This is a genomic window from Rubrobacter sp. M3-4 (assembly GCF_059772285.1).
In genome coordinates, this window is sequence record NZ_JCBAJP010000001.1 from 250,116 (window position 1) to 273,150 (window position 23,035).

Below are 23,035 nucleotides of genomic sequence, written 5' to 3' on the forward strand. Positions count from 1 at the left end.
AATTTTAACTCGTGGATTGTACAGCCCGTTCTCAGGGGCTGTCAAGGGCGTGGATGTCGGGGAGGTTGCGGTGGTAGCCGGCGTAGTCTATGCCGTACCCGACGACGAACTCGTCCGGCACCTCAAAGCCCAGGTACTTCACCTCTATCTCAACCCTCCTGCGGCTCGGCTTGCTCAGAAGCGCAAAGATCTCCAAAGACGCCGGGTTGCGCGCAAGCAGCGATCTTTTCAGGTAGGAGAGGGTCAGCCCCGTGTCGATTATGTCCTCCACGATGAGCACGTGCCGGCCGGTTATGTCCTCTTCGAGGTCTTTGAGGATGCGCACCACCCCGCTGGAGGAGGTGCCCGTCCCGTAGGAGGAGACCTCCATGAAGTCCACCTCGCAGGGGATGTCGAGGCGTCGGATCAGGTCGCTCAGCACCACGAACGCCCCGCGCAGGATGCCGACGAGGAGCAGGGGGTTCCTCTCGCGGTAGTCAGAGGTGATGCGGGCGCCGAGCTCCCCGAGCCTGCGGTCTATCGCTTCGGAGGAGACGAGGATCCGGCCCGGCTTCGGAACGCCGTCCATCGTCCTACGCCTCCTTCCCGGTAAACAGCGGCACGAGCCGGAACCCGCCCTCGTCCACCCTGACGAGCCCCCTGTCGGAGAGGTGCAGCTCCGGGAGAACCACGAGCGCCAGGAGCGAGAGCGTCATGAAGGCGTAGTTGAGCGTGCATCCCGCCGCGGCGAGCGCCCGGCCGACCGCCCGCGAGCGCTCCGCCACCGCCTCGAAGGGGTCGGGCGACATAAGCCCGGCGACCGGCAGCGGATGCACCACCAGCTCCTCCCCGCGGGCGACCGCGACGCCTCCCCCCGCCCCGACGACCGCCCTCGCGGCGCGGGCCATCTGCTCCTCGGAGCTCCCGATCACGAGCAGGTTGTGGCTGTCGTGGGCGACGGTGCTCGCGATGGCCGCCGGCTCCCGGAAGCCGACCCCGCAGACGAACCCGACGGCCTTCCAGCCGCCCTTCCCGTGTCGTTCGATCACGGCGGCCTTGCACACGTCCTGCTCCGGGTCGAGGTGCACGAGCCCTCCGGAGACCGGGAGCTCCACGCGCTCCTCCCGTGTCTCCACGTGGTTCTCGACCACCCGGAAAGCCCGCACCGGCACCCGGCCGCTCTCGACGGGCGCCTCCACGGCGAACGTCTCCTCCGTGACGGGACCGGAGACCCGCACCGAGTCGAGCGCGAAAGAGGGGTATTCGAACCGCGGGATCTCCGCGACCATCCTACCATCCTCCGCGACGACTTCGCCGGCCGCCACCGTGAGGCAGACCCTCACGTCGGCGAGGTCGCCGTCGAGCAGGATGATGTCCGCGCGGCGGCCCGGGGTCACGCTGCCGACGTCGTGTGAGACGCCGAAGCGTTCGGCGGTGTTCAGGGTGGCCATCTGGAAGGCGACGACCGGCCTCACCCCCTGGGCTATGGCGTGGCGCACGACGAAGTCCATGTGCCCCTCGTCCATGATCGACTCCGGGCTGCGGTCGTCGGTGACGAGCAGGATGCGCCTCGGGTCGAGCCCCATCTCCGTGTGCGCCTTTATCGTAGCGGCGACGTCGTGCCAGGCCGAGCCGCGCCGCAGCTTGGCGTACATCCCCTGCCTGAGGCGCCAGAGAGTATCCTCCGGGGTCGTCCCCTCGTGGCATCCGCTCACGCCGCTCGCGGCGTAGGCCGCGAGGCGTCGGTCGTCCGGCGGCCAGCAAAAGTGCCCGTCGGCGGCCCGCCCGGCCTTCAGGGCCTCCTCTATCTCGCCGTGCATCTTCTCGTCGCCGAAGACGACCCCGGGGAAGTTCATGACCTCTCCGAGCGCGATCACGTCCTCCCCCCAGCCCATCGCCTCGGCGACCTCCTCCGGGCCGAGGACCGCTCCGGGCGTCTCCAGGTCCGTCGAGGTCGAAGGGACGCAGGAGGCGACCTCGAGGTAGGCCGCCAGCGGCGTGGTGCGCGCCTCCTCCAGCATCAGCCTCAGGCCCTCGAGGCCGAACACGTTAGAGATCTCGTGCGCGTCGAAGAAACCGCCGGTGGTGCCCAGAGGGAGCACCGCCTCCGCGAACCGGGTGACGGTGAGCTGGCTGCTCTCGATGTGGCAGTGACCGTCGAGGAGCCCCGGCGCGACGTAGCGCCCCTCCGCCTCTATCACCCGGGTGTCCGGCCCGATGGTGTGCCCCGCGTCGGGGCCGACGTAGGCGATGCGCGGGCCCTGTACGGCGACGTCCATCCCCGGGATGACCTCGCCCGACGTCACGCTCACCAGCCTCCCGCCCCGGACGACGAGCGTCGCGGGAAGCTCGCCCATCGCGGTCGCCGCCAGCTCCCGGGTCATCTCGTAGAGAGGCCTTCTCCTGCCGGACTCCTCCATCACTCCACTCTCCTTCCGTCAGGCCCAGCGGCATACTACCCCACGGTACGGCGGGACAAAACGCGCCCGACGCCGGGATCGGCGTGGAAAGGGCCGCCTACGACCGTAGAGGCTAACCCACCACCAGATTCACCACGCGCCCCGGCACGTAGACGCACTTTTTGATCTCACGTCCCTCGACGTGCTGGCGCACCTTCGGGCTCTCGAGCGCGAGCCGGCGGGCGTCCTCTTCGGAGACGTCGGTCGGGACCCGGATGCGGTCGCGCAGCTTGCCGTTGACCTGGACGACGAGCGTGATCTCTTCCTCTGCGACCAGCTCCTCGTCCCACTGCGGCCAGCTCTGCTGGTGCACCGAGTACGGCTGGCCCAGCTCCGCCCACATCTCCTCGGCGTGGTGCGGGGCGAAGGGCGCCAGGACCAGCACGAAGTCGCGCAGGGCGGAGGTCCACTCCTCCTCATCCACCCGCCCGCGCACCGCGAGCAGGTAGTTGGTGTGCTCCATGAGCGCCGCGATCGCGGTGTTGAACCGGAAGGTCTCCAGGTTCTCGGTGACCCGCTTGACGAGCCGGCTCGTGCGGCGGGGAAGCTCCTTCGGGTCCGCCTCCGCCCCGGAGGGCTCGCCCTCGACCACCAGCGAGTGCGCCCGGCGCAGCCAGCGGGCGACGCCTTCGATCCCCTGTCCGTCCCAGGGACCGCCCTCGTTCCAGGGCCCGATGAACATCAAGAAGCACCGCAGCACGTCCGATCCGTAGCGGTCCACCCACTCCTGAGGGTTCACGACGTTGCCCTTGCTCTTGCTCATCCGGTTGCCGTCGGGACCGAGGATCTCACCCTGGTTGAAGAGCCTCAACATCGGCTCGTCGAAGTCCACGAGCCCCATGTCGCGCATCACCTTGGTGAAAAAGCGCGTGTAGAGCAGGTGCATCACCGCGTGCTCGACACCACCGGTGTACTGGTCGACCGGCAGCCACTTCCTCCCCTGCTCGGGATCGAAGGGCCCCTCGTCGTAGTGGGGCGAGAGGTAGCGGTACTGGTACCACGAGGAGTCGACGAAGGTGTCCATCGTATCGGTCTCGCGCGTGGCGGGGCCGCCGCAGCGGGGGCAGGTGGTATTGTAGAAGTCCGGGTCGCGTTTGAGCGGCGACTCCCCGGTCGGGGTGAACTCCGCGTCCTCCGGCAGCAGGACGGGCAGGTCCTCCTCGGGCACCGGCACCGTCCCGCACCTCTCGCAGTAGACGATCGGGATCGGGGTGCCCCAGTAGCGCTGGCGGGAAATGAGCCAGTCCCTCAGACGGTAGCTGACGGCGTGCCTCCCCGCCCCCCGCTCCTCGAGCCAGCGGGTGACCTTCTCCCGGCCCTCCCCGCTCGGGGTGCCGTCGAAGGGCCCTGAGTTGACCATCGTCCCCTCCCCGGCGTAGGCCTCCTCGAGAGGAGATCCATCCCACTCGGGCGGGGCTATGACCGGGCGTATCTCCAGCCCGTACTTCGTGGCGAACTCGAAGTCCCGTTCGTCGTGGGCGGGGACGGCCATGATCGCGCCCGTACCGTAGCCGAGGAGCACGTAGTCGGCGATGTAGACCGGGATCCTCTCCCCGGTGGCCGGGTTCGTCGCGCAGGCCCCGGTGAAGACGCCGGTCTTCTCGCGCGTGGTGTCGGTGCGGTCTATCTCGCTCATCCGGGCGGCCTCTTCGACGTAGGCGCGCACCTCCGCGGCGCGCTCGGGCGCGGTTATCCTCTCGACCGCCTCGTGCTCCGGGGCGAGCACCATGAACGTCGCCCCGAAGACGGTGTCCGGACGGGTGGTGAAGACCGTGATGGGGCCGTAGCCTTCGATCTCGAACTCTATCTCCGCCCCCTCGGAACGCCCGATCCAGTTCGTCTGCAGCGTCTTCACGCGCTCGGGCCAGTCTATCTTCGAGAAGTCGAGAAGCTCGTCTGCGTACTCGGTGATCCTGAAGAGCCACTGGGTGAGGTTGCGCTTTATGACCGGGGTGCCGCAGCGCTCGCACCGCCGGTCGGGGCCCACCACCTGCTCGCGGGCGAGCGTGGTGTTGCACGAGGGGCACCAGTCCACCGGCGCCTTCTTGCGGTAGGCGAGCCCCCGCTCGTAGAACTTGAGGAAGAACCACTGGTTCCAGCGGTAGTACTCCGGCTCGCAGGTCACGACCTCGGCGTCGAAGTCGAACATCGTGCCCATCTGCCGCAGCTGTCCCCGCATGTTCTCGATGTTCGAGTAGGTCCACTTCCGTGGGTGGATGCCGCGCTTTATCGCCGCGTTCTCCGCCGGCAGCCCGAAGGCGTCGAAGCCTATCGGGAAGAAGACCCGATAGCCGCGCATCCGCATGAAGCGCGCCCGGGTGTCGGAGGGGGTCATCGCGTACCAGTGCCCGACGTGCAGATCCCCGCTCGGGTAGGGAAGCATGGTCAACGCATAGTGCTTGGGCTTACCCGGATCCTCGTCGGTCTCGTAGAGGCCGCTCTCGGCCCACCTCCTGCGCCAGCGGCTCTCTATCGCACCGGGATCGTATTCTTTCTTTACCGACACCTCGCTCACGGTCGAAACTCCTTCGGGGAACGCTCGTGCGTGGTCCTTCTGCGGGTTCGAACGAGGGACAGAGCGCAGGCGTTATAGTCGGCCTTCGACCTCGCGATGCGCTCTGAAGCTCCTGCTTCCCATACAATGGAAATATATCATCCGGCCGCAGCCAGAGAAAGCCCCACAAGCGCGCCCACGAGGGTGCACGCGACGTTCGTCAGCTCGTTGCCGAGCTCAGGAAGGATCGCCCCGACGAGGCTGTCCGCGAGCATCCCGGCGAAGGAGGCCAGCGCGACGCCGGACGCCTCGGAGGGGGAGCCGAGGAGCCCGAGCGAAAGCCCGAACGAGGCGGTCAGGATGGCCGCACCCGCTCCGGCCAGGTTGCCCGGCAGCGAGACGGCGCCGTCGGTCCCGGCCGGGACCCTCTCGAGGGTGGTTATCCTGCGCGGCGCGGCGCTGAAGAGGGGTCCGACCTCCGAGGCCGCGGTGTCGGCGAAGGCCGCGCCCAGCGAGGCGACGAACGCCGCCGCAAATAGGTCCTGCCCCGACGTGGCGGCGAGCCCGGCACAGACGACCGCGACCGCACCGTTGGCGAGGGCGTTCCTCGCCCCGCGCCTCCCGCCGCGGCTCTCGGCCGCACCGCGTCCCTGCTTCATCCGGTAGCCGACCCTGGTCAGCGCCGCCCCCCCGACGACGAAGAGCGCGAGGACGGCGAACCCCCGCCAGCCCAAAGACGCGTAGATCAGCACCCCGACGACGAAGCCTCCCACGGCCCCCGAGAGACTCACCACACCGAGAGTGCGGGCGAGCACGGCGAAGGCGCCCGTGATCAGCACACCCGCGACGAGATCTTCCAGCAACCTTCCGCCTCCCAGCCCGGACCAACGCGTTCCCTCCGAGGAACCGGATCTTGCACGAAAACCCCGTCGTCCGGGGGCGAGGACCTCAGACCCTGCTCCCGAGACGCTCCAGGAGCCGCCGGGCGTAGGATTCCCCCTCCTCGGGGACCGCATGCAACAGCGCGGGCTCGACCGCTCCCGCTCTCACCCCCGTCGCGTTCAGCCTCTCCACCGCCTGGTAGAGCAGCGGACCCGCGAGCGGGCTCGGCCGCCCGGGCACCGCCACGACGACGCCGTAGAGCTCCGTCCCTGGGGAGACGGCCCCTACTACCTCCTCCACCGCCTCCGGCTCGTCCTGCCCGATCACGAAGATCCGCACCCGCGCCTCCCCGACGTTCTCCCGGAGACCACGCTCCCGCAGGCTCTCCCAGAAAGCCTTCGTTCGCGATCGACCCTCCCCGGCGGACGCCCGGGCCAGCCCGGACCATACGTCCCCGGCCACCCGACGGGCCAGCGGGCTCTCGTAGTCCACGAGTATGTTCACGCTGAGTTCCGTCATCGGCAGGTCGGGCTACCTTTCCTCCGACCTTTTCTGCAGGCGGCGCAGAAAGACGTCTATCTCCCTCACGGTCTGGAGGTCGCGGTTCCTCTCCGCCACCTCGCGGCCCTTCTCGAAGACCTCCCGGGCCTCCACATCCTGGCGCAGTTCGTAGAGCGTGCGGCCCAGCATCCTGTAAGCCACCGAATAGTCCGGCTTGCTCTCGATGGCCCTCCGAAAGCAATCTCCCGCCTCCGGGTAGTTTCCTTCCTTGAAGAGCTCTATCCCAAGCGAACAGAGGACCATGGGGTTGTCCGGGTCCCGCTCCAGCAGCCTGCGAAAGGTCTCGGCGCGGCTCTCTCTACCTTCCATGGTGTGTTTTTAGCACGAAACACACGATATCGCCGGGCAGGACCATTCCCGTGGCCGCCCCTCAGACGCTCTGATAAGCTTTCACCATCGCCTGCGCGACGAGGGAGGACGAAGCGGTAGTGGAACGCGAGAGAGGTAGCGCATGCACCGGCAGGCTTTCTCACCAGCGCGGCACACCGCCGTTCCCGCGGGGCCTTCCGCACCCGGGAACACCGGAGATCCGTGAATGATCCGGAACAGAGGCTGAAGGAGCCCTCATGCCCCGGACGTTCGGTCTTACCGGCTTCCGCAAGAGGATCGCAGGCGAGAAGGGCGGAGGCATCCTGAACCGCGGCGGAGAGGCGGCCTGGCTGGAGCTGGAGGGCCGCACCCACCGTCTGGAGGGTAGGGGCCCATGGACGATAGGGCGCTCGAAGAGCAACACCGTGGTGGTCTCCGATCCTTACGTCTCGCGGCACCACGCCTGGATCTCCCGCCGCGACGGGTCCTTCTACATAGAAGACCTCGGTTCCTCCAACGGCACGCTGCTGAACGGCCTCTACATAGACCGCGAACCCCTGAGAAGCGGCGACGAGCTCTCCTTCGGCCGCAGCCGGGCCCGCTTCGCGACCGGCTCGAGGGAGTTCTCGGAGCGGGAGGCCCACCGCGCGCGGAAGGAAGATCATCCCCAGCGCACCAGGGGCAAGGGGGGGACGCTCCCCTACCTGCCGGGCCTCGATGGGATAAGGGCAATCGCGGTGGCGGCGGTCCTCTTCTACCACGCGAACCTCTCCTGGATACCCGGAGGGTTTCTCGGGGTCACGGTCTTCTTCGTGCTGAGCGGCTACCTGATAACCTCTCTCCTGCTCTCGGAGTGGAACAAACGAGAGCGCGTAAACCTCGGCGCGTTCTGGGTGCGGCGGGCGAGAAGGCTGCTCCCCGCCCTGTACGCGCTGCTCTTCGTGACGCTCGCCTTCGCGGCGGTCTTCCTCCCGGGGGAGCTGGCGCGGCTGCGCTACGACGCTGTGGCGGCCTTCTTCTACGCGACCAACTGGTACTTCGTCTTCAGCCACCAGTCCTACTTCCAGTCCGTGGGGAGACCCTCGCTCTTCGAGCACCTGTGGTCGCTGGCGGTCGAGGAGCAGTTCTACCTCCTCTGGCCCGTCATCTTCTTCCTGGGGATGCGGTTCACGGGGAGGAGGGGGATGGCCCTGTTCACCTTTCTTCTGGCCGTAGCCTCCAGCATCTGGATGGGGCTCCTCTACAGCCCGGACGCGGACCCCTCGAGGGTCTACTACGGCACCGACACCCGCGCGGCGGAGATACTCTTCGGGGCGGCGCTGGCCTTCGTGCGCCCACCGGGGAGGCTCTACGAGCCGGGTAAGGCCCTCCTCTCGTCCCGGCGCCTGCGGGCCTTCTTCTCCCCCATCGCGTTGGACGTCGCGGGGCTCGCGTCCCTGGGCGTCATGTTCGCCTCGATGCTCCTAATCGGTGAGTTCGAGCCCTTCCTCTACCGGGGCGGGTTCGTTCTGGTCTCGTTGGCCACGCTCGGGGTGATAGCCGTCGCGGTCGAGCCCCGGGCTCGTTTCGGGGCCCGGATGCTGGGACGGGAGCCTTTGAGGTGGATCGGGCTGCGCTCCTACAGCATCTACCTCTGGCACTGGCCGGTCTTCGACATGACACGCCCCGCCCTCGACGTCCCGTTCGGGGGCTGGCCGCTGCTGGCGCTGCGCCTCGGGGTGACCGTGCTGCTCGCAGACCTCTCCTACCGCTTCGTCGAGACCCCGATAAGGCGTGGGGCTCTCGGGCAGGCGCTGGCCCGTCTGCGCGCGACCGGGGGAGCGAGGCGCCGCCGGCTGGTGGCGGGCTACGCGACGGCCTGCTCGCTCTTTCTCGGCTGCTGCCTCGCGCTGGTCTTCGCCGCGGCGAATGCCCGAGAGCCGAAGGCGCCCTCTTATCTCGCCGTCCGTTCGGTGCACACCGGCCCCGACGCCCCGGCCGCGGGCTCGGGACAAGGCACGCGGGACGGTACAGCGCCCCGGAGCGCCGAACGCTCATCCCCCGCGGCGCACGCGAGGAACCTCTCCCCCTCCCAGATAAGCGCCGTCGGAGACTCGGTGATGCTCGGCGCCGCCCCCGAGCTGCAGCGGCAGCTCGGCGCAGGCGTGCGCATCGACGCCATAGAGGGCCTTCAGGTGCAGAGGGCCATCTCAATCCTGCAGAACGAACGCACCTCGGGCACCCTGGGCCGCGTCGTGATAGTCGCCATCGGGAACAACGGCCCCATCACGCCGGAGCAGTTCGACCAGATCATGCGCATCGCGGGGCCCGGCAGGAGGGTCATCTTCGTGAACGACAAGGTCCCCCGCTCCTGGGAGGAGCCCAACGACCGGGTCATCGCCGAGGGCGTCTCGCGCTACGGGAACGCCTCCATGGTCGACTGGCGCTCCTACAGCGAGAACCGGCCCGCCCTCTTCTGGAGCGACGGGATACACCTCAGGCCGGCGGGAGCCCGGGCCTACGCCCATCTCCTCGCGCAGAAGGTCTACGGTCCGGGCGGGGCTAGCCGGCAGAGCGGCCCGTCAGGTAGCGCACGCTCAGGATGACCGCGAACGCGAAGCCCAACACCAGAACCGAGAGCGCGACCGCGGCGTTTATGTTGCTCTGGAAGACCGTGTAGATCGCGAGCGGCACCGTCTGGGTGACCCCGCGGAAGTTCCCGGCGAAGATGATCGTCGCCCCGAACTCCCCGAGCGCCCGCGCCCACGCCAGAATCGCGCCGGAGACGAGCGCGGGGAAGGCCAGCGGGACGCTCACCCTGAAGAACGCCCCGCTCTTCGTCGCCCCGTCCACGAGCGCCGCCTCCTCGGCGCTGCGCTCGACCCCGGCGAAGCCCGTGGCGGCCTGCCGGACGTAGAACGGCGCGGCGACGAAGACCTCGGCCATGACCACGGCCGCGGTCGTGAAGCTGAGCTCTATCCCGAAGGCGCTGAACCCACTCCCGAGCAACCCCATCCTCCCGAACGCCAGAAGCAGCGCTATCCCGGCGGCGGAGGGCGGCAGGACGACCGGCAGCTCCATCAGGGTGTTGAGCGCCCGGGCCCCCTTGAAGCGCGCCCGGGAGAGGATGTACGCCGCCGGGGTGCCGAAAAGGATGAGGATCCCCATGGAAATCGACGTCGTGCGGGCGCTGAGCGCGAGCGCCTGACGGGCGACCGGCGAGGCCATCGCAGACCACGCCTTATGGTCCACCGTCCATATCAGGAGGCTCACGAGCGGGATGCTTATGAAGCCGGCGAGCAGCCCGAGCGCGGCGACCGCGAGCCCCGAGGCAAACCAGTCGGGGCCCGCGAACCGCTTGCGCAGCTCCTTCCGGTGACTCTTCCCGCCCATCACCCGGAGGCCGGCATGAAGCCCCACTTCTCGAGCACCTTCTGCCCCTTCTGGCTCGTCACGAGATCCACCCACTCCCGCGCCAGCTTCTCGTTCTTCGACCCCTTGACCACGGCTATGGGATAGGTGGCGACGACGTTCAAGTTCTTCGGGATCTCGATGACCCTCACCTTGCCCCGGACGTCCGGGGTGACGTCGCTCGCATAGCAGAAGGTGGCATCGGCGTCACCGGTCGCCACCCGGCTCACAGCCGCCCGCACGTCCTGCTCCCGCGAGACGACGTTCGAGGTCACACCTTTTTCGAAGGAGGGCCCGTATGCGGGGTCCTTCGCCGCTTTATCCAGTATCTTCGTCGCGTAGACCGCCGCCGGGACTCCCTTGGCGGCGAGCACGAGCTTCACGCCGGGTTTGGCGAGGTCTTTGAACCCCCTTATGTGCGCCGGGTTCGACCTCGGCACGATGACGACCTCGCGGTTTCTCGCGAACAACCGCGGCTTGCCGGCAATGAGCCCCTTCTTTTGAAGTCTCCGCATCTGTTGGGTGTCGGCCGAGGCGAAGACGTCTGCGGGCGCACCCTGTTCGATCTGCGCCGCGAGCGTCGAGCTGCCGTTGAAGTTGTTGCGCACCCGAACGCCGGGGTGCTGACGCTCGAAATCCTTCGCCAGCTGTCCGAAGGCATCCGTGAGCGAGGCGGCCGCGAAGACCGTCAGCGTCGCTCCTCCCCGCCCACCACCGGAAGTGGAAGGCCCGCCGACGGCCCCTGCCCCGCCGCATCCAGCGAGGAGCGGGAGCACGAGTCCCAGGATCAGTAAAGAAGCAACGAGACTCCGCTTCGATTCCAGAACCAGCCTCCTCCGATACCGCCCTCGCCGGGCTCGCCGTCGTTCTCTTCCGCATGTTAGGCTGGCCTCAGGGAGACGTCTTCGGGCACACTGCACAGAATTACCGCCCTCACACGTCCGTCGTAGGGGATGTTTTATTGCGTTTCCTTATTGATTTTTTACGTTTTTGTACTACGCTCCTTGCTACGCTAAGATATCTGCGCTGAGATGCGTTAGGATACTGGACCAGCAGACGGGCGTTGCGAACGGACGTGAAAACGGAAGAAGAGGGAGGTCGTTTGGTGAGACGCGTCGCCTCAACGGGAATAAGGAAGATAGTTCTCTTGATCGGAGCGCTGATGCTCTCCGCCATGATCCTCGCCGCCTGCGGGAGTGGCGGGGGCGGGGCGAGCAGCGCGACGAGCAGCGCTGCGAGCAGCAGCGCCGCCAGCAGCTCCCCGGCGAGCAGCAGCGCTGCGAGCAGCTCCTCGATGAGCAGCTCCCCGGTGAGCAGCTCCGCGAGCAGCTCCTGATCTTTCACGGAAGATCATCCTCGCGAAAGGAGGCCGGGACCCTTCACGGGTCCCGGCTTTTTGGATCCGGAGCTTCGTCCGGCCCGGGGTCTGGCATCCCTGTGCTCTCCAGATCGGCGGTCGGACCCGCCCCCTTCCCCGGCTTCCCACGAGCACGTCGCGTGCGGTAAAACTATCCCCGAATCCCAGAGGGTGCAGCGCCGTCAGGAAGGAGAGAGATGTCGCGCATAGGGGTCGGGGAAAGGGCGCTCTGCTTCGAGCTTCCGGACCAGAAGGGCGAACCGTGGAACCTCTCGGGCCAGCTCGAGCGGGGACCTGTGGTGCTCGTCTTCTACCGGGGCGACTGGTGACCGTACTGCAACGGGCAGCTGGTCAGCTTCGCCAGGAAGTTCGGGGAGTTCGAGCGGCGCGGGGTGCAGCTCGCCGGGATAAGCGTCGATCCGCCGGAGCGGGGCGCCGGGATGGCTTCCAGACTCCTTCTTCCGTTCCCGCTGCTCAGCGACGCCAGGGGGGAGCTGGCGAGGCTCTGGGGACTTTGGAACGAGGAGGAGCACGTCGCCGTACCCTCCATCGTGGCGCTCGATGCTTCCGGAACGGTCCGCTACCTCTACGCCGGGGAGGACTTCGCCGACCGTCCGGAGGATGAGGAGGTCTTCGCGGCGCTGGACGACCTCGTGGGAGGCGGCAGCTACGGGGAGACGGAGCCCCGGGTCCGCCTCACGCCGAAGGAGGCCCGCGAGCAGAGCGTCCGCCCGGACCGTCCCGCGATGAGCCTGGAAGAGCTTTCGATCTACTACCGCGCCCTCCACTTCGCCACCGTCGCGCTCAAGCGCCGGTTCGGGAGGTGGGGCCCCGCAGGCAAGGAGGCGTTCAGAGAGGTGGACCGCTACCAGCGGATGGTCCGGGAGTACAGGGGCGCGATCCGGAAGACGCTGGAGATGAAGAAGACGGGGTAGCCGGTCGTGCGGCCGCTGGTGTGGATCTTTCTGGAGGGTGGAGGTAAAACCTCCCGACCGCGCGCGCTGTGGCGTCTCCTGCTGCAGTTCGTCCTCTGGCAGATCCTGGCGGGGGTCTTCGCCGGGATACTCTTCGTCTCCTGGAGGGCCGCCGGGGGCGGGGGGATAGGCCTCTCGCTCGTCGGCTTCGTCGCCAACCTGCCGGCGGTGCTCGTGAGCGTGTGGCTCTCCGGGCGGTTCTTCGACCGCAGGCGCTTCGAGGACTTCGGATTCCACCTGAGGCGCAGGTGGTTCTACGACCTCCTCTTCGGGCTCGCGCTCGGCGCCGCGCTCATCAGCGGCGTATTCGCGGTCGAGGACGCACTCGGCTGGGTGAAGGTACGGGGAACCCTCGAATCGCTGCTCCCCGGCCTCCCCTTCGCCACCGCGCTCCTTCCGGTCCTCGTGCTCTACCTGTGCGTCGGGATCTACGAAGAGACCTTCTCCCGCGGATACCAGCTCAGAAACCTGGCCGAAGGGCTCAACCTCCCCTTCATCGGAGAGCGCGGGGCGGTGGTGGCAGCCTGGGTGCTGTCCTCGGCCTTCTTCGGTCTCCTGCATCTGTTCAACCCCAACGCCACCGCCGTCAGCGCGGCGAACGTGGCGCTCGCCGGGCTCCTGCTGGGAACCGGGTACGTCCTCACCGGGGAGCTCGCGATCCCGATCGGCATCCACATAACCTGGAACATCTTCGAGGGCGTGGTCTACGGACTACCGGTGAGCGGCACCTCTCCGGTCGGGGCGGTCTTCTTCGCCAGCCGCGAGCGCGGGCCGGACGTCTGGACCGGCGGGGCGTTCGGCCCGGAGGGTGGGCTGCTCGTGACCGCCGCGGTGCTCGTCGGGATGGTGATCACCGCCGGGTGGGTGAAGCTCAGCCGGGGACGGCTCGGGATTCGAGAAGAACTCGCCCGGAGGCCGGGGGATGATGGTGCGAAATCCGACCGCATGCGCTAGGCTATCCGCCGGAAGAACATCCCGCGTCGGGAGGAAGAAACAGCCTTGGGGATCATCGTCCAGAAGTACGGCGGAAGCTCGGTCGCGACCGCCGAGCACATAAAAGCAGTGGCCGGGCGCGTCGCCCGGACGAGAAGGTCGGGGGTGGACCTCGTGGTGACGGTCTCGGCGATGGGCAAGACGACCGACAACCTGCTGCACCTCGCCTCCGAGGTGAGCGAGAACCCCTCCCCGCGCGAGATAGACCAGCTGCTGGCGACCGGTGAAGAGCAATCGGTAGCGCTCCTGGCGATGGCGCTCTCCGACCGGGGGGTCGAGGCCGTCTCCCTGACCGGCCCGCAGGCCGGGATGAGGACGACCGGCCGCTACGGCTCGGGGATCATCTCCGAGGTGCGCCCGGATCGAATAAAGAAACTGCTCGGCGAGGGAAAAGTCGTGATCGTCGCGGGCTTTCAGGGGATGAACTCTTTGGGCGACGTGATGACGCTCGGGCGGGGCGGATCGGACACGACCGCGGTCGCGCTCGCCGCGGCGCTCGGGGCCAGCCGCTGCGAGATCTACACCGACGTAGACGGCGTCTACACCGCGGACCCGAGGATCGTCCCCGCAGCGCGCAGGATACCCGAGATCTCCACCGCCGAGATGGCGGAGATGGCCTGGCGGGGGGCGAAGGTCATGCACCCGCGGGCGGTCGAGCTCGCCGCGCTCTACGGGGTGGAGGTGCACGTGAAGAGCTCCTTCGAAGAGGGTCCGGGCACGGTGATAAGGGGAGGTGACGTCTTGGAACACCTGGAGACGCGGGAGACGGTCGCCGGGATAGTCCACGACCTGGACGTCTCGCGCATCACGCTGCGTGGGATCCGCACGGGCCCGGGGACGCTAAGCAAGGTCTTCGAACCGCTCGCCGGGCGCGGCATCTCGGTCGACGTCATCGTCGAGAGCGCGAACCGCGAGGGCATCTCCGACGTGGCGTTCACCGTGCGGCGCGGCGACTACGAGGAGGCCAGGGAGCTCGCCGGGGAGGTCGCCTCCTCCCTGGGCGGCGAGGCCGAGGGCGAACTGGGCCTGGCGAAGGTCTCGGTGGTCGGGACCGGCATGCTCAACCGCCCCGGATACGCGGCCAGGATGTTCGCCTCTTTGGGTCGGGCGGGCATCCCGATCCGGATGGTCTCGACCTCGGAGATACAGGTAACATGTGTTATACCCGTGGAGAGGGTGGAGGAGGCGGTAAGAAGCCTCCACAGGGACTTCGAGCTGGAGGAGAGAGATGTTTAGAGGCACCTTCACCGCGCTCGTCACACCGTTCAGAAACGGCGAGGTCGACGTCGAGGCGCTCGAAGGACTGGTGGAGTTCCAGATCAACCAGGGCGTCGACGGCCTCGTCCCCTGCGGCACGACGGGGGAGAGCCCGACCCTCTCCGAAGAGGAGGACCGGCTCGTCGTCGAGACCGTGGTCCGGGTGGCGAACGGTCGGGTCCCGGTGATCGCGGGCACCGGCTCGAACAGCACCGACATGGCGATCCGCTACACGAAGATGGCCGAGGAGGCGGGCGCCGACGGCTCGCTGCAGGTCACCCCCTACTACAACAAGCCGACCCAGGAGGGGCTCTACCGCCACTTCGCCGCGATCGCGGAGAGCACCTCGCTCCCCCTGATCCTCTACAACATCCCCTCCCGCACGGGGGTCGCACTCTCGGCGGAGACAACCGCGCGCCTGGCGGAGATCCCGAACGTCGTCGGAACGAAGGAGGCGACCCACTCGATGGACCTCGCCGCCGACATCCGCCGGACGTGCGGGGAGGAGTTCGTCATCCTCTCCGGGGACGACTCGCTGACGCTCCCGATCATCGCGCTCGGCGGCGACGGCGTGATCTCGGTGGCTTCGAACGTCGCCCCGGCGGCCGTCTCGCGGATGGTCCGCACGCTCCTCTCGGGCGACTTCGCGCGCGGACGCGAGATGCACTACGAGCTCCTGCCCCTCTTCCGGGCGCTCTTCATCGAGACGAACCCCATCCCCGTGAAGACCGCAGCCTCGCTGCTGGGGCTCTGCTCGGACGAGATGCGGCTGCCGCTCTCGCCGATGGAGGGGGAGAACCTCCGCAGGCTGCAGGAGGTACTCGAGCGCCACTCCCACCTGCTCCCCACCCCCGAAGAAGTGTGATAAGAGCAGCGATCATCGGGGCGGCGGGCCGGATGGGCCGCGAGCTCTGTCGGGCCGTGCTAGAGAGCGAGGACCTCGAGCTCGCCGGAGGGGTGGTCCGGTCCGACTCGGAGCACCTGGGCGAGGACCTGGGCGAGCTGTGCGGGTGGGGCCGGGTCGGCGTCGCCGCCACGGAGGCCCCTCCGGAGGACGCGGAGGTCCTGATCGAGTTCACGACACCGGAGGCGACCGTGGAGCACCTCGCCTACGCGAAGCCCGCCGTGATCGGGACGACCGGGCTCTCCGGGGAGCAGACGGAGCAGGTGAGGGAGGCCGCCGGGAGGGTGCCCATCGTGCTCGCCCCGAACACGAGCGTCGGGGTGAACCTCCTGCGCGAAGTGGTGCGCCTGCTCTCGGAGCGGCTCGGCGGGTCCTACGACATAGAGCTCGTCGAGGCCCACCACAGGAACAAGCGGGACGCTCCCTCGGGGACGGCGCTGCTCCTGGCGCGCGCCGCCGCGGAAGGGAGAGGCGTGAAGCTGGAGGAAGTCGCCACCTTCGGCCGCGAGGGTGTGGCCCCGCGGAAGAAAGGCGAGATCGGGGTGCACGCCGTCCGTGGCGGGGCGGTCGTCGGGGAGCACCGCCTCCTCTTCCTCGGGGACGACGAGGAGGTGGAGGTGACCCACCGCGCCCTCTCCAGGAGGGTCTTCGCCACGGGCGCCCTCAAAGCCGCGAGGTTCGCCGCTACGGCGGAACCGGGTCTCTACTCGATGCGCGAGGTACTCGGCTAGGAGCGAGTCCAACACCGGCCCCTTCGTCCTCTAAACGCCGACCTCCAGGGCGAGGAACTCCGCCCCCTCCTCTCCCGGCCGGACAACGGGTGGCCCCCTGCGCACCAGAAGGCTCACACCGCCGACGTTCTCGAACAGTATCAACCAGCCGCGTCCGGGCACGAAGCAGCGCACGTAGCGGCACACGTACGTACCGGGCCGGACTGAGTCGGGGACGATCCCCTCGAGGCTCGCGACGACACAGGGCCGGCCGTCCTCAATGGTGTACTCGCGGCTCCGCTCCAGCAACACGATGCGGTTCCCATACGCCGCACCACCGAAGGTGGTCCTGTGGAATTCGACCATGACCGCCTCGAACTCCCTCTCCCACCTGAACCGGAGTACGGCACGGACCGTATCCCCGGGCGAGCAAGCGGTATTTCGCATCAGATCCATCATAGTCAAACCCTCACACGTAGTACCTCAAGAGCACGTAAGCCGTCGCCACGACGAGCGAAAGGACGGTCACCGGGATGCCATAGATCATGAACCGGAAAAAAGAGATCCTCCTGCCAGCCCGCTCGCTCATGCCGGCGACGACGACGTTCGCCGAAGCCCCGATCAGGGTGGCGTTGCCGCCGAAGTCCGCCCCGAGGGCGAGCGCCCACCACAGCGGCCGGATCTCGGCATCGGAGAGCCCCTGAGCCTGGGCCAGTTCCTTGATCACGGGGACCATGGTGGCCGTGAAGGGTATGTTGTCCACGATGCCGGAGGCGAACGCGCTGCCCCAGATGATCGCGACCGCCGTGGCGACGGAGGTGGGCTCCCCGATACCGGCCAGAAGCTGGGCGATCCTGCCCACGGCTCCGGTGGCCTGCAGCCCGCCGACCAGAACGAAGAGCCCGACGAAGAACAGCAGCGTGGGCCACTCGACGTCCCGCAACACCTTCTCCACGTCGCTCCTGGCGTAGAGCATGAGGACGGCGGCCCCGAACAGGGCCACGGTGGCCGCCTCGAGGTGCAGGAAGCCGTGCAGGAAGAAGGCCCCCACCACGGCACCGAGGACCAGGAGCGACTTGCGGAGCAGGACCGCATCCCGGATGGCCCCCCGGGCATCGAGCCTCTGGACGTCCGCCTCCGCACCCTTGCTGTACCGCAGGTCCCTGCGGAACACCACGTACAGGTACGTCAGAACCACCGGAAGGGAGAGGATCACCACCGGAGCGAGGTTCGAGACGAAGTCGGTGAAGGACAGCCCAGCGGCGCTCCCGATCAGGATGTTCGGCGGATCGCCGATGAGCGTGGCTGCGCCACCCACGTTCGACGCCATGACCTGGGCGAGCAGGAAAGGAACCGGCGAGACCCTCAGGGTGTCGGCTATCAGGAACGTCACCGGGACCATGAGTATCACCGTCGTCACGTTGTCCAGGAAGGCGGAGAGGACGGCCGTCGTCACGCTGAGCAGCACCAGTATCCTCCCAGGCCGGGCCTTGCCCCACTGGGCGCTCTTTATGGCCAGGTACTCGAACAGGCCGGTCTGGTTCAGGATCGCGACCATCACCATCATCCCCGCCAGGAGACCGATGGTGTTCCAATCTATGAACTTGACCGCGGCCTCGTGCTGCCCGACCACGCCGAAGGAGATCACCACGGCCGCACCGAGGAGGGCCGCGACCGTGCGGTTGACCAGCTCGGCCGCGATGACCAAAAGTACCGCGACGAAGACCGCTACTGCAAAAACTTCCGCCATCAAAACCGCACCATCTCCGAATCCCCGCCTCCCGTCGAGACCGATAAACCTTCGTTTGCATAGCTTGTCATCGAAACCTGGGAGCGAATTAGGAAGAACATTAGAGTTTTCTCACAGAAGCTCCCCCGGCCCCTACCCGCGCACGCCCCCCAGGTTGAGCCCGATGACCCCGGCGATTATCAGCAGAAGCGAGACCATCTTCAGCGCCGTCACCGGCTCCCGGAACCACAGCACCCCGACCAGCGCGATCATCGCCGTCCCAACCCCGCTCCACACCGCGTACGCCACGCTCACGTCTATCTTCTTGAGCGCGAGCGTGAACAGATAGAGGCTCACCCCATACAGTACGAGGATCGCCGCCGAAGGGCCCGGCCGCGTAAAACCCTCCGAAAGCTTCATAGCACTCGTCCCCGCGACCTCGAGCACTATCGCCACGACCAGATAGAACCAGAAGAGCACTACCCGACCTCCGTCAGCCTCAACACGACGACCCCGGCCAGGATGAGGGCTATCGCCCCGACCCGCAGGAGACCCGCAGGCTCCCCGAGAAACACTATCCCGAACGCCACCGTCCCCGCCGCCCCGATCCCGGTCCATACCGCATACGCCGTCCCCACCGGTAACCCCCGCATCGCCCACGCCAGCAAAGAGAAGCTCATCGCTCCCGAAACCACCATCCCGACCACCGGCCAAGGCCGCGTGAACCCCTGCGAGAGCTTGAGCCCCAGCGCAAACCCAACCTCGAAAAATCCCGCCACTACCAGAAGCAACCAGGCCATGCCCCTCCTTTACGTTTTATTTCGGATGATCGTTATAATATATTTCAGCGGGGAGACAAGCTGGAGGTTCGAATTGCCGAGGGTGGTGGATCACGAGAGGCGGAGGAGAGAGATAGCGGAGGCGGCGTGGCGGGCCGTGGCGAGGGGGGGGCTGGAGGCTGCGACGGTGCGTGAGATCGCCTCTGAGGCCGGGTATTCCACGGGGGTTCTGGCGCACTACTTCGAGGACAAGGACGCGTTGCTGGTACACACGCTACACGTCTCGGTAGAGAGAGCCGTGGGACGCTTCGAGCGTGGGATCCGCGGCAAGGTGGGGATCGAGGCGCTCAGGGCCGTGTTGTTGGAGGCGCTGCCGCTGGACGAGGAGAGGGCCGAGGAGATGCGCGTCTGGCTCGAGTTCTGGGCACGGGCGGCGCGGGACGAGGCGCTGAGGGCCGAGCAGAACTACTGGTACTCGCTGTGGCGCGGCGTGGTGCGGGCGCTGGTGGAGGAATCCCAGCGGCGGGGGGATCTCGGCTCTACGCTGGACCCCGTGCGGGAGGCCAACTCGCTCGTCGCGCTGGTGGACGGCGTTGGGATGCAGGCCGTCTTCGAACCCGGGAAGTGGCCGCCGGAGGAGCAGAGGGCGCTGCTGGACGCACATCTGGAGAGGCTGCGTGGGGCGGCGAGATAAAATCCCCGCGGGGTAGGGTGCGCTGGTAGGATGATTTGAGGGCCGCGCGGGCGCGGCCGAAGTTCGGCCGGCGGCATCCCGCCGGCCCTGACCGGGAGGTTCGGCCGGGTGGTTCAGGGTGTCCGCAGGCTGCAGCGAGCCGTGCACGGACTGCTCGCGAGCAACCGCCGGCGGGTGCTGTTGCTGCTCTTCTTCGTGGTCGCTCTCGACTACGCCGAGCGCGGGCTCATAGGGGCCATAGGCCCCACGCTCAAGCACGCCTTCGGGATAGGAAACTTCCGGCTCGGGATGCTCTCCACGGCGCTGCTCTTCGTCAGCGCCGGGGCCGCCGTACCGCTCGGGATGCTCGCCGACAGGGCCCGGCGCACGTTGCTGCTGGCGGGGAGCTTCGTGGTATGGGCGGCGGCCATGGGTGCGCTCGGAGCCTCGACCGGCTTCTGGATGTTCTTCGGGACGAGCTTCGCCCTCGGGATGGCAGCGGCGACCTCCGGCCCCGTGATACCTTCCCTGATCGGGGACATCGTCCCGGCGGCGAGGCGGTCGCGGGCGCTCGGCATCGTCAACGCGGGCGTCCTGATCGGGCTGGGCATAGGATACGTGCTCCCGCCCATCCTCTCGCGGGTGGCCTCCTGGCGGTGGAACTTCTGGCTGCTCGCCGCGGGCGGGGCGGCTCTCGCGCTCGCCCTCTGGAGGGTCGGGGAGCCGGAGCGGGTCGGGGCCGAAGGCCCGGAGGAAGGGGGCGAGGAGAGCCTGGTGCGCAGGCTCGTGCGCGAGCGCGGCGTCGAGCCGAGCCCGCACGGGCTGCTGGAGCACGACCCCTCCGAGATGTCCATGTGGGAGGCGGCGAAGTACACGGTCGAGGTGCGCACCGACCTCATCGTGCTCGTGGCCCGGTCGGTGGGTGACTTCTTCTTCCAGGCCATCGCCACCTTCGCCATAGTGTTTGCCACCGGCTGGTACGGCATCTCGCAGGGCGAGGCCAACCTCGCGATCCTCGTCGTGGGCATCGGCGCGGTGGCGGGGGTGGTGGCGCTCAGCCGACTGAGCGACGCGCTGCTGCGGCGCGGGGTGGTGAACAGCAGGATCCTGGTGGGTTCGGTGAGCTACGTGCTCTCGGTGGTCGCGCTCTACCCGGCGTTCATCTCGCGCTCGCTCTCCGTCTCCATCCCCTTCTTCGCCGCCGGGGCGTTCTTCCTCGCAGGGGCGAGGCCGTCGCTCGACGCGATCCGGGTCGACGTGCTGGTGGGTCGTCTGAGGGGGAGGGCGGAGTCGATCCGGCAGGTCCTGCGCTCCGGGGCCGAGGGGCTCGCCCCGGTCTCCTTCGGGGCCCTCTCCGCCGCTCTCGGCGGCGGTTCGCTCGGGTTGGAGAGGGTCTTCCTCGTCCTCCTTCCCCTGCTCGTATTGAACGGTCTGATCCTGTTGCTCGCGCTGCGCACCTACCAGCGGGACGTTGCCGCCGCGATCGTCTCGTCCCAGAAGAGCCCGGGGGATCACTCCGGTACCGAAGCGCGTTAAACTCTCACCCGGTTTCCCGGCGAGAGGAGGAAGAAGATGCCGCACGAAGAGCGTGTCCCGCTCATCCCCCGAGAAGTCCTCTTCGGCAACCCCGAGATGACCTCCCCACGCCTCTCCCCCGACGGCACCCTGCTCTCCTACCTCGCCCCGAAGGACGGGATTCTCAACGTCTGGGTCGGTCCGGCCGGATCGAAGCCGGGCAGCGAAGATTTCCGGCCGGTGACCGACGACGAGAAGCGGGGCATCCGCGCCTACTTCTGGGCCGAGGACGGAGATCACCTCCTCTACCTGCAGGATGAGGACGGAGACGAGAACTGGCGGATGTACGCCGTGAGGCCGAAGGCTGACGAGGTGGCCGCCCGCTCCCTGACACCCTTCGAGAACGTGCAGGTCCGCCCGCTCGAGAAGAGCCGCCGCCACCCGGAAAAGATCCTGATCGAACTCAACCGCCGCAACCCCGAGCTGCACGACGCCTGCGCCCTCGACCTTAAGAGCGGCGAGCTCGAGCTCCTCGCCGAGAACCCGGGCAACGTAGCCGGCTGGCTCGCCGACGCCGACCTGCGCGTGCGCGGCGCGGCCACGGTCTACCCCGACGGCTCCCTCGGGCTCCTCTTCCGCGAGGACGAGCAGGCAGAGTGGCGTGAGATACTCCGCTGGAGCGCCGAGGACGGGCTCTCGAGCGGCCCCGTGGGTTTCTCCGGCGACGGACGGAGGATCTTCCTGCGCGACTCCCGCAACGCGGATACCGCCCGGCTGGTGGAGCTCGACCCCGAGACGGATGAGATCCAAGTCCTGGCCGAAGACCCCCGCTACGACGTCTCCGGGGTGCTCGTCCACCCCGAGACACGCGAGGTGCAGGCCGTCGCCTTCGCCCGCGCCCGCACCGAGTGGGAGGTGCTCGACGAGGAGATCCGGGAGGACTTCGAGGCGATACGCTCGCTGCACCCCGGGGACTTCTCCGTCGTGAGCCGCGACCGGGGGGACCGACGGTGGATCGTCGCCTTCACCGCCGACGACGGCCCGGGCTCCTTCTACTCCTACGACCGGAAGAGTAGAGAGGGCACGCTACTCTTCCACGACCGTCCGGCGCTCGCGGATTACACTCTGGCAAAGATGGAGCCCATCTCGTTCACCTCCCGCGACGGGCTCCGGATCGAGGGGTACCTCACCCTCCCGCCGGGGGCGCGGAAGCCGCTCCCGATGGTCCTCGACGTCCACGGCGGGCCCTGGGCCCGCGACGAGTGGGGCTACGACCCGGAGGCCCAGTGGCTCGCCAACCGCGGCTACGCCTGCCTGCAGGTCAACTACCGGGGCTCGACCGGATACGGCAAGCGTTACCTCAACGCCGGCAACAAGGAGTGGGGCGGCAGGATGCACGACGACCTGGTCGACGCCGTGCGCTGGGCCGTCGAAGAGGGGATCGCCGACCCGGAGAGGGTCGCGATCTACGGCGGATCCTACGGCGGGTACGCCGCCCTGGTCGGGGCGGCCTTCACCCCCGACCTCTTCCGCTGCGCGGTGGACATAGTCGGTCCTTCGAACCTCATCACGCTCATAAACACGATCCCGCCGTACTGGAAGCCTTTGATCTCCACGTTCACCGAGCGGGTCGGCAACCCGAAGACCGAGGAGGAGTTCCTGAAGAGCCGTTCGCCGCTCTTCCGGGCGAAGGACATAAAGATCCCGCTCCTCATCGCCCAGGGCGCGAACGACCCGCGGGTCAAGCGGGCCGAGAGCGAGCAGATCGTCTCGGCCCTGAAAGAGAACGGCGTCGAGCACGAGTACCTGCTCTTCGAGGACGAGGGACACGGCTTCGCCCGGCCGGAGAACCGCCTGAAGTTCTACGCCGCGGCCGAGCGCTTCCTGGCCCGCCACCTCGGCGGCCGCTACGAGGAGTAGTCCTGCTCCTCGGGCTCCCACATCGAGACGAGCGCCTCGACCCAGCCGGGATCGACACCCATCCTCTCGGATATCTCCTGCGGGTCCATCCCCGAGCGCCACAGCCGCTCGGCCTCGGCCTCGAGGCAGACCCCTTCTCCGCCCTCCACG

The 23,035-nt window shown here is 68.0% G+C and carries 23 protein-coding genes and 1 pseudogene; 10 read left to right on the top strand and 14 right to left on the bottom strand.

Annotated features, from left to right (window positions below; translation table 11 throughout):
* Positions 1-31: 31 nt before the first annotated feature.
* From hpt to AC6EKW_RS01185, 6 genes are all read right to left on the bottom strand, one after another.
* A complete protein-coding gene (gene hpt, locus AC6EKW_RS01160) occupies positions 32-568 on the bottom strand; it encodes a hypoxanthine phosphoribosyltransferase (protein ID WP_498513442.1) in 537 nt (178 codons plus the stop codon).
* Positions 569-572: 4 nt separating this feature from the next.
* A complete protein-coding gene (locus AC6EKW_RS01165; RefSeq protein WP_498513581.1) occupies positions 573-2,399 on the bottom strand; it encodes an adenine deaminase in 1,827 nt (608 codons plus the stop codon).
* A 112-nt stretch (positions 2,400-2,511) separates the two neighbouring features.
* Positions 2,512-4,944, bottom strand: coding sequence for a leucine--tRNA ligase (leuS, locus tag AC6EKW_RS01170; protein WP_498513582.1), 2,433 nt, complete (start codon positions 4,942-4,944; stop codon positions 2,512-2,514).
* 146 nt (positions 4,945-5,090) lie between these two features.
* A complete protein-coding gene (locus AC6EKW_RS01175) occupies positions 5,091-5,795 on the bottom strand; it encodes a DUF92 domain-containing protein (protein WP_498513443.1) in 705 nt (234 codons plus the stop codon).
* A gap of 85 nt (positions 5,796-5,880) precedes the next feature.
* Positions 5,881-6,333, bottom strand: coding sequence for a hypothetical protein (locus AC6EKW_RS01180; protein WP_273887298.1), 453 nt, complete (start codon positions 6,331-6,333; stop codon positions 5,881-5,883).
* A 12-nt stretch (positions 6,334-6,345) separates the two neighbouring features.
* Entirely contained in the window at positions 6,346-6,684 is a 339-nt protein-coding gene (locus AC6EKW_RS01185; protein ID WP_498513444.1) for a tetratricopeptide repeat protein, read from the bottom strand.
* 257 nt (positions 6,685-6,941) lie between these two features.
* Here AC6EKW_RS01185 and AC6EKW_RS01190 point away from each other — a divergent pair, with 257 nt between their 5' ends.
* Positions 6,942-9,269 carry an acyltransferase family protein gene (locus AC6EKW_RS01190; protein WP_498513445.1) on the top strand — a complete coding sequence of 776 codons (2,328 nt, stop codon included), beginning with the start codon at positions 6,942-6,944 and terminating at the stop codon, positions 9,267-9,269.
* On the opposite strand, the gene AC6EKW_RS01195 is transcribed toward AC6EKW_RS01190, so the two are convergent.
* The 3 genes from AC6EKW_RS01195 to AC6EKW_RS01205 all read right to left on the bottom strand — a co-directional run bounded on the left by AC6EKW_RS01195 (position 9,226) and on the right by AC6EKW_RS01205 (position 11,418).
* Positions 9,226-10,056 carry an ABC transporter permease gene (locus AC6EKW_RS01195; protein WP_498513446.1) on the bottom strand — a complete coding sequence of 277 codons (831 nt, stop codon included), beginning with the start codon at positions 10,054-10,056 and terminating at the stop codon, positions 9,226-9,228. The genes AC6EKW_RS01190 and AC6EKW_RS01195 overlap by 44 nt on opposite strands.
* Entirely contained in the window at positions 10,056-10,850 is a 795-nt protein-coding gene (modA, locus tag AC6EKW_RS01200; protein ID WP_498513447.1) for a molybdate ABC transporter substrate-binding protein, read from the bottom strand. Before modA ends, AC6EKW_RS01195 begins: the two co-directional genes overlap by 1 nt.
* 157 nt (positions 10,851-11,007) lie before the next feature.
* Positions 11,008-11,418: a hypothetical protein gene (locus AC6EKW_RS01205; RefSeq protein ID WP_273887293.1), complete on the bottom strand. Its 411-nt coding sequence runs from the start codon at positions 11,416-11,418 to the stop codon at positions 11,008-11,010.
* Positions 11,419-11,628: 210 nt separating this feature from the next.
* Here AC6EKW_RS01205 and AC6EKW_RS01210 point away from each other — a divergent pair, with 210 nt between their 5' ends.
* The 6 genes and pseudogenes from AC6EKW_RS01210 (at position 11,629) to dapB (ending at position 16,290) form a co-directional block, all read left to right on the top strand.
* Complete coding sequence (locus tag AC6EKW_RS01210) at positions 11,629-11,760, top strand: thioredoxin domain-containing protein (RefSeq protein ID WP_337958729.1); 132 nt, start codon at positions 11,629-11,631, stop codon at positions 11,758-11,760.
* A gap of 12 nt (positions 11,761-11,772) precedes the next feature.
* Positions 11,773-12,366, top strand: a pseudogene (locus tag AC6EKW_RS01215) (redoxin domain-containing protein); the annotation flags it as partial.
* 6 nt (positions 12,367-12,372) lie between these two features.
* On the top strand, positions 12,373-13,359 hold the full coding sequence (locus AC6EKW_RS01220) for a CPBP family intramembrane glutamic endopeptidase (RefSeq protein ID WP_498513448.1): 987 nt from the start codon (positions 12,373-12,375) through the stop codon (positions 13,357-13,359).
* A 45-nt stretch (positions 13,360-13,404) separates the two neighbouring features.
* Positions 13,405-14,634 (top strand): aspartate kinase, encoded by a 1,230-nt coding sequence (locus AC6EKW_RS01225; protein ID WP_273887290.1) that lies wholly within the window; start codon positions 13,405-13,407, stop codon positions 14,632-14,634.
* Entirely contained in the window at positions 14,627-15,520 is an 894-nt protein-coding gene (gene dapA, locus AC6EKW_RS01230) for a 4-hydroxy-tetrahydrodipicolinate synthase (protein WP_273844532.1), read from the top strand. Before AC6EKW_RS01225 ends, dapA begins: the two co-directional genes overlap by 8 nt.
* Complete coding sequence (dapB, locus tag AC6EKW_RS01235; protein ID WP_498513449.1) at positions 15,517-16,290, top strand: 4-hydroxy-tetrahydrodipicolinate reductase; 774 nt, start codon at positions 15,517-15,519, stop codon at positions 16,288-16,290. Before dapA ends, dapB begins: the two co-directional genes overlap by 4 nt.
* 30 nt (positions 16,291-16,320) lie before the next feature.
* On the opposite strand, the gene AC6EKW_RS01240 is transcribed toward dapB, so the two are convergent.
* From AC6EKW_RS01240 to AC6EKW_RS01255, 4 genes are all read right to left on the bottom strand, one after another.
* Positions 16,321-16,716, bottom strand: a complete 396-nt coding sequence (locus tag AC6EKW_RS01240; protein ID WP_498513450.1) for a hypothetical protein — start codon at positions 16,714-16,716, stop codon at positions 16,321-16,323.
* A gap of 22 nt (positions 16,717-16,738) precedes the next feature.
* Positions 16,739-18,019: an ArsB/NhaD family transporter gene (locus AC6EKW_RS01245; protein WP_273887350.1), complete on the bottom strand. Its 1,281-nt coding sequence runs from the start codon at positions 18,017-18,019 to the stop codon at positions 16,739-16,741.
* 132 nt (positions 18,020-18,151) lie between these two features.
* Positions 18,152-18,478, bottom strand: a complete 327-nt coding sequence (locus tag AC6EKW_RS01250; protein ID WP_273887287.1) for a DMT family transporter — start codon at positions 18,476-18,478, stop codon at positions 18,152-18,154.
* Positions 18,478-18,798, bottom strand: a complete 321-nt coding sequence (locus AC6EKW_RS01255; RefSeq protein WP_273887286.1) for a DMT family transporter — start codon at positions 18,796-18,798, stop codon at positions 18,478-18,480. The genes AC6EKW_RS01250 and AC6EKW_RS01255 overlap by 1 nt, the downstream gene beginning before the upstream one ends.
* An 82-nt stretch (positions 18,799-18,880) precedes the next feature.
* Here AC6EKW_RS01255 and AC6EKW_RS01260 point away from each other — a divergent pair, with 82 nt between their 5' ends.
* The 3 genes from AC6EKW_RS01260 to AC6EKW_RS01270 all read left to right on the top strand — a co-directional run bounded on the left by AC6EKW_RS01260 (position 18,881) and on the right by AC6EKW_RS01270 (position 22,885).
* Positions 18,881-19,471, top strand: a complete 591-nt coding sequence (locus tag AC6EKW_RS01260) for a TetR/AcrR family transcriptional regulator (RefSeq protein WP_273887349.1) — start codon at positions 18,881-18,883, stop codon at positions 19,469-19,471.
* A 108-nt stretch (positions 19,472-19,579) separates the two neighbouring features.
* Positions 19,580-20,986 (top strand): MFS transporter, encoded by a 1,407-nt coding sequence (locus AC6EKW_RS01265; RefSeq protein WP_273887285.1) that lies wholly within the window; start codon positions 19,580-19,582, stop codon positions 20,984-20,986.
* Between the two features lie 36 nt (positions 20,987-21,022).
* Positions 21,023-22,885, top strand: coding sequence for a S9 family peptidase (locus tag AC6EKW_RS01270; protein WP_498513451.1), 1,863 nt, complete (start codon positions 21,023-21,025; stop codon positions 22,883-22,885).
* On the opposite strand, the gene AC6EKW_RS01275 is transcribed toward AC6EKW_RS01270, so the two are convergent.
* The gene (locus AC6EKW_RS01275; protein ID WP_273887283.1) at positions 22,873-23,034 is read right to left on the bottom strand and encodes a hypothetical protein; all 162 of its coding nucleotides are present in this window, start codon (positions 23,032-23,034) and stop codon (positions 22,873-22,875) included. The genes AC6EKW_RS01270 and AC6EKW_RS01275 overlap by 13 nt on opposite strands.
* Between the last annotated feature and the right edge of the window lies 1 nt (position 23,035).